Annotated in this window: 4 protein-coding genes; all 4 read left to right on the top strand. The window is 55.1% G+C overall.

The window, feature by feature from the left end; all coding sequences use genetic code 11:
- The first annotated feature begins 325 nt into the window (after positions 1-325).
- The 4 genes from leuS (at position 326) to porZ (ending at position 6,942) form a co-directional block, all read left to right on the top strand.
- Entirely contained in the window at positions 326-3,184 is a 2,859-nt protein-coding gene (gene leuS, locus KM934_RS03960) for a leucine--tRNA ligase (protein WP_215759324.1), read from the top strand.
- Positions 3,185-4,138 (top strand): YitT family protein, encoded by a 954-nt coding sequence (locus KM934_RS03955; RefSeq protein ID WP_215759323.1) that lies wholly within the window; start codon positions 3,185-3,187, stop codon positions 4,136-4,138.
- Entirely contained in the window at positions 4,135-4,737 is a 603-nt protein-coding gene (locus KM934_RS03950) for a non-canonical purine NTP diphosphatase (protein ID WP_215759322.1), read from the top strand. Before KM934_RS03955 ends, KM934_RS03950 begins: the two co-directional genes overlap by 4 nt.
- Before the next feature lie 132 nt (positions 4,738-4,869).
- On the top strand, positions 4,870-6,942 hold the full coding sequence (gene porZ, locus KM934_RS03945) for a type IX secretion system anionic LPS delivery protein PorZ (protein WP_252344882.1): 2,073 nt from the start codon (positions 4,870-4,872) through the stop codon (positions 6,940-6,942).
- Positions 6,943-6,946: the final 4 nt, after the last annotated feature.

Below are 6,946 nucleotides of genomic sequence, written 5' to 3'. Positions count from 1 at the left end.
ATTCGGTTTGAACGATCATTCAGCCCGTTTGAAACTAAATCCGAAACTTTAGTTTCGGTCTAATGACGATTTTCTCTATAAACAGTATAGCGTTTTTATCCTGCTGGTGTAAAAGGGGGTTTATATATATGTTTGGGTTCAAGCTGGCGGTTACAAAGCGTGGCGAAGAAAGAACCCCGCAAATTGCTCCCCAAATAGCTGATAAACCAAGAAAAACTCATCCTTTCGCTTTGATTTCTCTGCATTTTAAAGTATCTTTGCAGACATCTTTAATTATAGCAGCAGTTATATTTATACAGAAAAAAAACAAAAACACAATAACACAATGAACTACGATTTCAGAGAGATTGAGAAAAAATGGCAAAAAACTTGGGTAGAACAGAAGACCTACAAGGTTACAGAGGATGCTAACCGCAAGAAGTTCTACGTGCTCAACATGTTCCCCTATCCGTCGGGAGCAGGCTTGCATGTGGGCCACCCCTTAGGCTATATTGCCAGCGACATATACGCACGCTACAAGCGCCAGTGTGGCTTCAACGTGCTCAACCCCATGGGATACGACGCTTACGGGCTGCCCGCCGAGCAGTATGCCATCAAGACCGGCCAGCACCCGGCCATCACCACCGAGGCAAACATCAACCACTATCGCGAGCAGCTCGACAAGATCGGATTCTGCTTCGACTGGGACCGCGAGGTGCGCACATGCGACCCCGGCTATTACCACTGGACACAATGGGCCTTCCAAAAGATGTTCATGTCGTTCTACGACAACGGCCAGCAGAAGGCACTGCCCATCAGCCAACTGGTGGAGCACTTTGAGAAGCAGGGCACCGAGGGCCTCAACGTGGCGCAGAGCGAGGAGCTCTCGTTCACGGCCGACGAGTGGAAGGCAATGGGCGAGAAGCAAAAGGAAGAGACGCTGATGAACTACCGCATCGCCTACAAGGGCGAGACGATGGTCAACTGGTGCGCCGGACTGGGCACCGTGCTGGCCAACGACGAGGTGGTGGAAGGTGTATCGGTGCGCGGCGGATTCCCCGTGGTGCAGAAGAAGATGAGCCAGTGGTGCCTCCGCGTGTCGGCCTACGCCCAGCGTTTGCTCGACGGCCTCAACACCGTGGAGTGGAGCGACTCGATCAAGGAGACGCAGCGCAACTGGATCGGACGCTCGGAGGGTACCGAGATGCAGTTTAAGATTGCCGGCACCGACGAGTCGTTCACCATCTTCACCACACGCGCCGACACCATCTTCGGCGTTACGTTCATGGTGCTGGCCCCCGAGAGCGAGCTCGTGGCCACCATGACCACGGCTGAGCAGAAGGCCGAGGTCGACCAGTATCTCGACTATGTGAAGAGCCGTACCGAGCTCGACCGCATGTCGGACCACAAGGTGACGGGTGTGTTCAGCGGCTCCTACGCCGTCAATCCCTTCACCGGCGAGAACATCCCCGTGTGGATTTCCGAATACGTGCTTGCCGGATACGGCACGGGCGCCATCATGGCCGTGCCTGCCCACGACTCGCGCGACTACGCCTTCGCCAAGCATTTCAACCTGCCCATCATTCCCCTCATCGAGGGTGCCGACGTGTCGGAGGAGAGCTTCGACGCCAAGGAGGGCATCGTTATGAACTCGCCCGTGGCCGGCAAGGAGACGCTCGACGGATTCAGCCTCAACGGATGCACCGTGAAGGAGGCCATCGCCAAGACCAAGGAGTTTGTTACCAGCCACCACCTCGGACGCGTCAAGGTGAACTATCGCCTGCGCGACGCCATCTTCAGCCGACAGAGATACTGGGGCGAGCCCTTCCCCGTTTACTACAAGGATGGCATGCCACAGATGATTCCTGAGGAGTGCCTGCCTATCCAACTGCCTGAGATCAAGGAATATAAGCCCACGGAGAGCGGTGAGCCACCATTGGGACGCGCCGAGAAATGGGCGTGGGACACCACCAAGAACGAGGTGGTCGACAAGACCCTCATCGACAACACGACCGTGTTCCCCATCGACCTCTACACCATGCCTGGCTTCGCCGGATCGTCGGCCTACTACCTGCGCTACATGGATCCGCACAACGACAAGCAACTGGTGTCGGAGAAGGCCGATGAGTATTGGCGCCATGTAGACCTCTATGTGGGCGGCACCGAGCACGCCACAGGTCACCTCATCTACTCGCGTTTCTGGAACAAGGTGCTCCACGACTACAACGTGAGCTGCGAGGAGGAGCCCTACCAGAAGCTCATCAACCAGGGCATGATCCAGGGACGAAGCAACTTCGTGTACCGCGTCAACGAGCTGAGCACGGCAGAGAAGCCCGTGTTCGTGTCGGCCGGCCTGCGCAAGAACTACAAGGATGTGACCCCCATCCACGCTTGGGTGAACCTGGTGAAGAACGATATCCTCGACATCGAGGCCTTCAAGAACTGGAGCCCCGAGTACAAGAACGCCGAGTTTATCCTCGAGGACGGCAAGTATGTGTGTGGCTGGGCCATCGAGAAGATGTCGAAATCGATGTACAACGTGGTCAACCCCGACGACATCGTGAACGACTATGGAGCCGATACGCTGCGCCTCTACGAGATGTTCCTCGGCCCGGTGGAGGCTTCCAAGCCTTGGGACACCAACGGCATCGACGGCTGTTTCCGCTTCCTCAAGAAGTTCTGGAACCTGTTTTGGGACAACCGCACCGACCAGTGGATCGTCGACGAGCAGGAGCCCTCGAAGGAGTCGCTCAAGAGCGTGCACAAGCTCATCAAGAAAGTAACGCAGGACATCGAGTCGTTCAGCTACAACACGTCGATCTCGGCCTTCATGATCTGCGTGAACGAGTTGGGCCAGCAGCAGTGCCACAACCGCGAGTTGCTGCGCACGCTGGTCATCCTCGTCGCACCGTTCGCTCCCCACATCGCCGAGGAGCTGTGGCACCAGCTGGGCGAGCAAACCACCGTTTGCGACGCACAGTGGCCCGAGTGGAACGAGAAGTATCTTGTGGAGAACGAGATCCAGATGACCGTCAGCTTCAACGGCAAGGCGCGTTTCCAAAAGACGTTTGCCGCCAACGCCACGAAGGACGACATCGAGAAGGCCACACTCGAAGACGAGAGAAGCAACAAGTACACCGAGGGCAAGAACATCGTGAAGGTCATCGTGGTACCCCGTAAAATCATCAACATCGTTATCAAGTAAATGAAGATCAAGAACCAGCTCATTTGGAAAGAGGTAGAGGACTACGTCTTCATCACCCTCGGCCTCATGCTCTACGCCTTCGCCTTCACAATCTTCCTCATGCCCTACAAGATTGTGACGGGTGGCGTGACGGGTACGGCGGCCATCGTGTTCTACGCCACAAAAATACCCATCCAAGACACCTACATGGTGATCAACGGATTGCTGCTCGTGGTGGCCTTGAAGATATTGGGCCTGAAGTTTCTGCTGAAAACCATCTACGCCATCTTCATGCTCGCCTTCCTGCTCTGGCTGGCTGGTTCGATCGCTCCCACCAATCCCGACGGCAGCTATGTGAAGATCTTAGGCGAAGGCCAAGACTTCATGTCGCTCCTCATAGGATGTACGCTCACAGGAACGTCGCTCGCCATCGTGTTCATGAACAATGGATCGACGGGCGGAACCGACATCATTGCCGCATCGGTCAACAAGTACTATAACCTGTCGTTGGGACAAGTGCTCATCGGTGTCGACTTCATCATCATCGGATCCTGCCTGTTCATCCCGCAGTTTGGAGCGGGCCTCGACCGCGTGCACATGGTGGTGTTCGGACTATGCACCATGGCCATCGAGAACTTCACGCTCGACTATGTGATGAACGCACGGCGCGAATCGGTGCAGTTCATGATATTCTCCAAGAAATACCAAGAGATAGCCAACGCCATCGGTATGGAAATGGACCATGGAGTGACCATTCTCGACGGACACGGCTGGTACACCGGACAAGACATGAAGGTGCTGTGTATCCTTGCCAAAAAGCGGGAGAGCACCACCATCTTCCGACTCATCAAGATGATCGACCCGAACGCTTTCGTATCGCAATCGGCCGTCATCGGTGTGTATGGAGAGGGATTCGACAAGATCAAGGTGAGCTTGCCCAAGGATAAGAAAAACAAAAAAATAGCAGCGAAATGAAAATAGTGTTCGCAACCAACAACCAGCACAAGCTCCAGGAAATCAGGGAGATCTTGGACGACCAGTTTGAGATCCTATCGTTGGCCGACATCGGTTGCCACGAGGATATTCCCGAAACGGGCAACACCCTGGAAGCCAACGCGCATCAAAAGGCCGAGTATGTCTTCGACCATTACCACATCGACTGCTTCGCCGATGACACAGGACTGGAGGTCGACGCCCTGGGAGGCGCTCCCGGTGTGCACTCGGCACGCTACGCCGAGGGGACCGACCACAACAGCGAGGCCAACATGGCCAAGCTGCTCCGTGAACTGGGCGACAACGACAACCGCAAGGCGCGATTCCGCACCGTCATCTCACTCATACAGATGGAAGGCGGAAACCCCGTGTGTAGCCGCGAATACCAGTTTGAGGGCGTCGTGGAAGGACGGATCGACCGCGAGAAGCATGGCTCGGAAGGCTTCGGATACGACCCCGTATTCATTCCCGAAGGCTACGACAAGAGCTTTGCGGAGCTCGGCGAGGAAATTAAAAACCAAATAAGCCACCGCGCCAGGGCTGTGAAGAAACTGGCCGAATGGCTCAAGACCGAGGGATAGACACAAACATGTTACCTATATAAAGAGCAGTTCCAACCAACGAACTGCTCTTTTTTTATCACCCCAACGAGGCTTTCAAACAATAGAACGGAGGTTTTCTCGTTTACATATTATATATGTAATACAACGATTATGATTCATCTTTTCACCACCAACCAACATACCCATCGACCCAACGCGTTAGCCCACAAGCCTGCATCTTGGGGCAAAAGGCTATGGGCCAGCATCTGCATCACGATGCTGTCGACCCTCGTTTCGCTACCCGCCAACGCACAATGGAAAAGCTACCTGGCCTACAGCGAGCCCACGGAGATAGAGCGCGCATCGGGAAACATGATCTATGTGCTGGCCTCAGAGGGCCTTTACAGCTACGACACGAGCGACCAGAGCCTGCAAACCTACGACAAAATCAATGCGCTCTCCGATTGCGGCATTGCCCACATAGCATGGTGCCAGAAAGCCAAACGGCTCGTCATAGTCTACTCCAATTACAACATCGACCTGCTGGAGGCCAACGGCAACGTGGTGAACATGGCCGACTACATGAACAAGACGATGACCACCGACAAGACCGTCAACGACATCTACGTAGACGGCGCTTACGCATACCTCTCGACGGGCTTCGGCATAGTGAAGATCAACGTGGCCAATGGGAATATCAGCGACACCTACCAACTGGGATTCAAGGTGAACTACAGCTACATCAAGGACGGATACCTCTATGCCGCCAGCATGGCAAACGGCATGTATCGCGCGCCGCTCACGGCCAACCTCCTCGACCCCAACCAATGGACGCGATCGGGAAACTACGTGTGGCGTAAGAAAACCATGGACGAGGAATTGCTCAACATCGTGAAGACGCTTGCGCCTGGGGGCCCAAAGACCAACTACTGCGGATTCCTAAAGCTCTACGGCAACAAGCTGTTCAGTTGCAATGGAACGTTCGATGTGAAGCCCGGAAGCATACAGGTGCTCGAAAACAACACATGGACCATCTACCAAGACGACATAGAAGCCATCACTGGACGACGCTACCAAGACATTCTCGCCATAGACGTCGACCCCAAGAACAGCAACCATGTCATGGCGGCAGGCCGCAACGGCCTCTACGAATTCAGCAATGGGCGCTTCGTGGCCTACTACAACAACGAGAACTCGCCCATCCAATCGTACAACAATTCGGACAAGGAATACCAATTGGTGACGGGCCTCAAGTATGACAACGACGGCAACCTGTGGATGCTCAACAGCCAGGCGCCATCGCGATCGCTGATAGAGCTCACCGCCGATGGAGAGTGGGTGAACCGCGACCGAACGGAACTGATGGGACTCAACGATGGCGGATTCAGCAACAAAAGCCTCGGCGACCTGAAAGACATGACGATCGACAGTCGTGGACTGATGTGGTTTGTCAACAACAACCACGTCACGCCCTCGTTCTTCGCCTACGACTTCACCAACAATGGAATGAACAGCTACAAGTCGTTCACCAACCAAGACGGAACCGAGGTGATGCTCAACAATGTGCGATGCATCGCCGAAGACACCAACGGAAACATGTGGATAGGAACCAACCAGGGACCGCTCATGCTCGAAACAGACCAGATTACGGCCAATATCCCGATCATGACGCAGGTGAAAGTGCCCCGCAACGACGGTACCAACTACGCCGACTACCTGCTGGCAGGCACCGACATCACCGCCTGTGTCATCGACAAGGCCAACCGAAAGTGGTTTGGAACGGGAGGGGCGGGCATCTACCTCATTGGCAGCGACAACATATCGCAGCTGCAACACTTCACGGCCAGCAACAGCCCTCTCCTCTCCGACAACATCCTGGCGCTGGCCCTCGACGAGAAAAGCGGTGAGCTGTTCATAGGAACCGACAAGGGCCTATGCTCCTACACGGCACCCATCCCCAGCGGCGACGGCATGACGAAGGACAACGTGTATGCTTATCCCAACCCCGTGCGCCCCGACTACGCTGGCCCCATCACAATTACGGGCCTTGAAAACAACGCCGACGTGAAGATCCTGACGGCCAACGGATCGCTCGTGAGCGAAGGAAAAGCCAACGGAAACCAATACAAATGGTATGGATTGGACCGCGACGGACGCCGTGTGGCCAGTGGCGTCTACATGGTGGCGGTGGCCACGGCCGATGGCGAGACAGGGGTAGTATGCAAGGTGGCCATCATCAACTAACCAC

It is taken from the genome of Hallella faecis (genome assembly GCF_018789675.1).
In the GTDB taxonomy this organism is placed as follows: Bacteria; Bacteroidota; Bacteroidia; order Bacteroidales; family Bacteroidaceae; genus Prevotella; species Prevotella faecis.
The sequence above is the reverse complement of the archived record's forward strand: the minus strand, read 5'-3'. Positions and strand labels throughout refer to the sequence as shown.

Coding starts and splice junctions, on each gene's coding strand:
- KM934_RS03950 (WP_215759322.1), top strand. CDS start 4,135: ATGAAAATAGTGTTCGCAACCAACAACCAGCACAAGCTCCAGGAAATC.
- porZ (WP_252344882.1), top strand. CDS start 4,870: ATGATTCATCTTTTCACCACCAACCAACATACCCATCGACCCAACGCG.
- leuS (WP_215759324.1), top strand. CDS start 326: ATGAACTACGATTTCAGAGAGATTGAGAAAAAATGGCAAAAAACTTGG.
- KM934_RS03955 (WP_215759323.1), top strand. CDS start 3,185: ATGAAGATCAAGAACCAGCTCATTTGGAAAGAGGTAGAGGACTACGTC.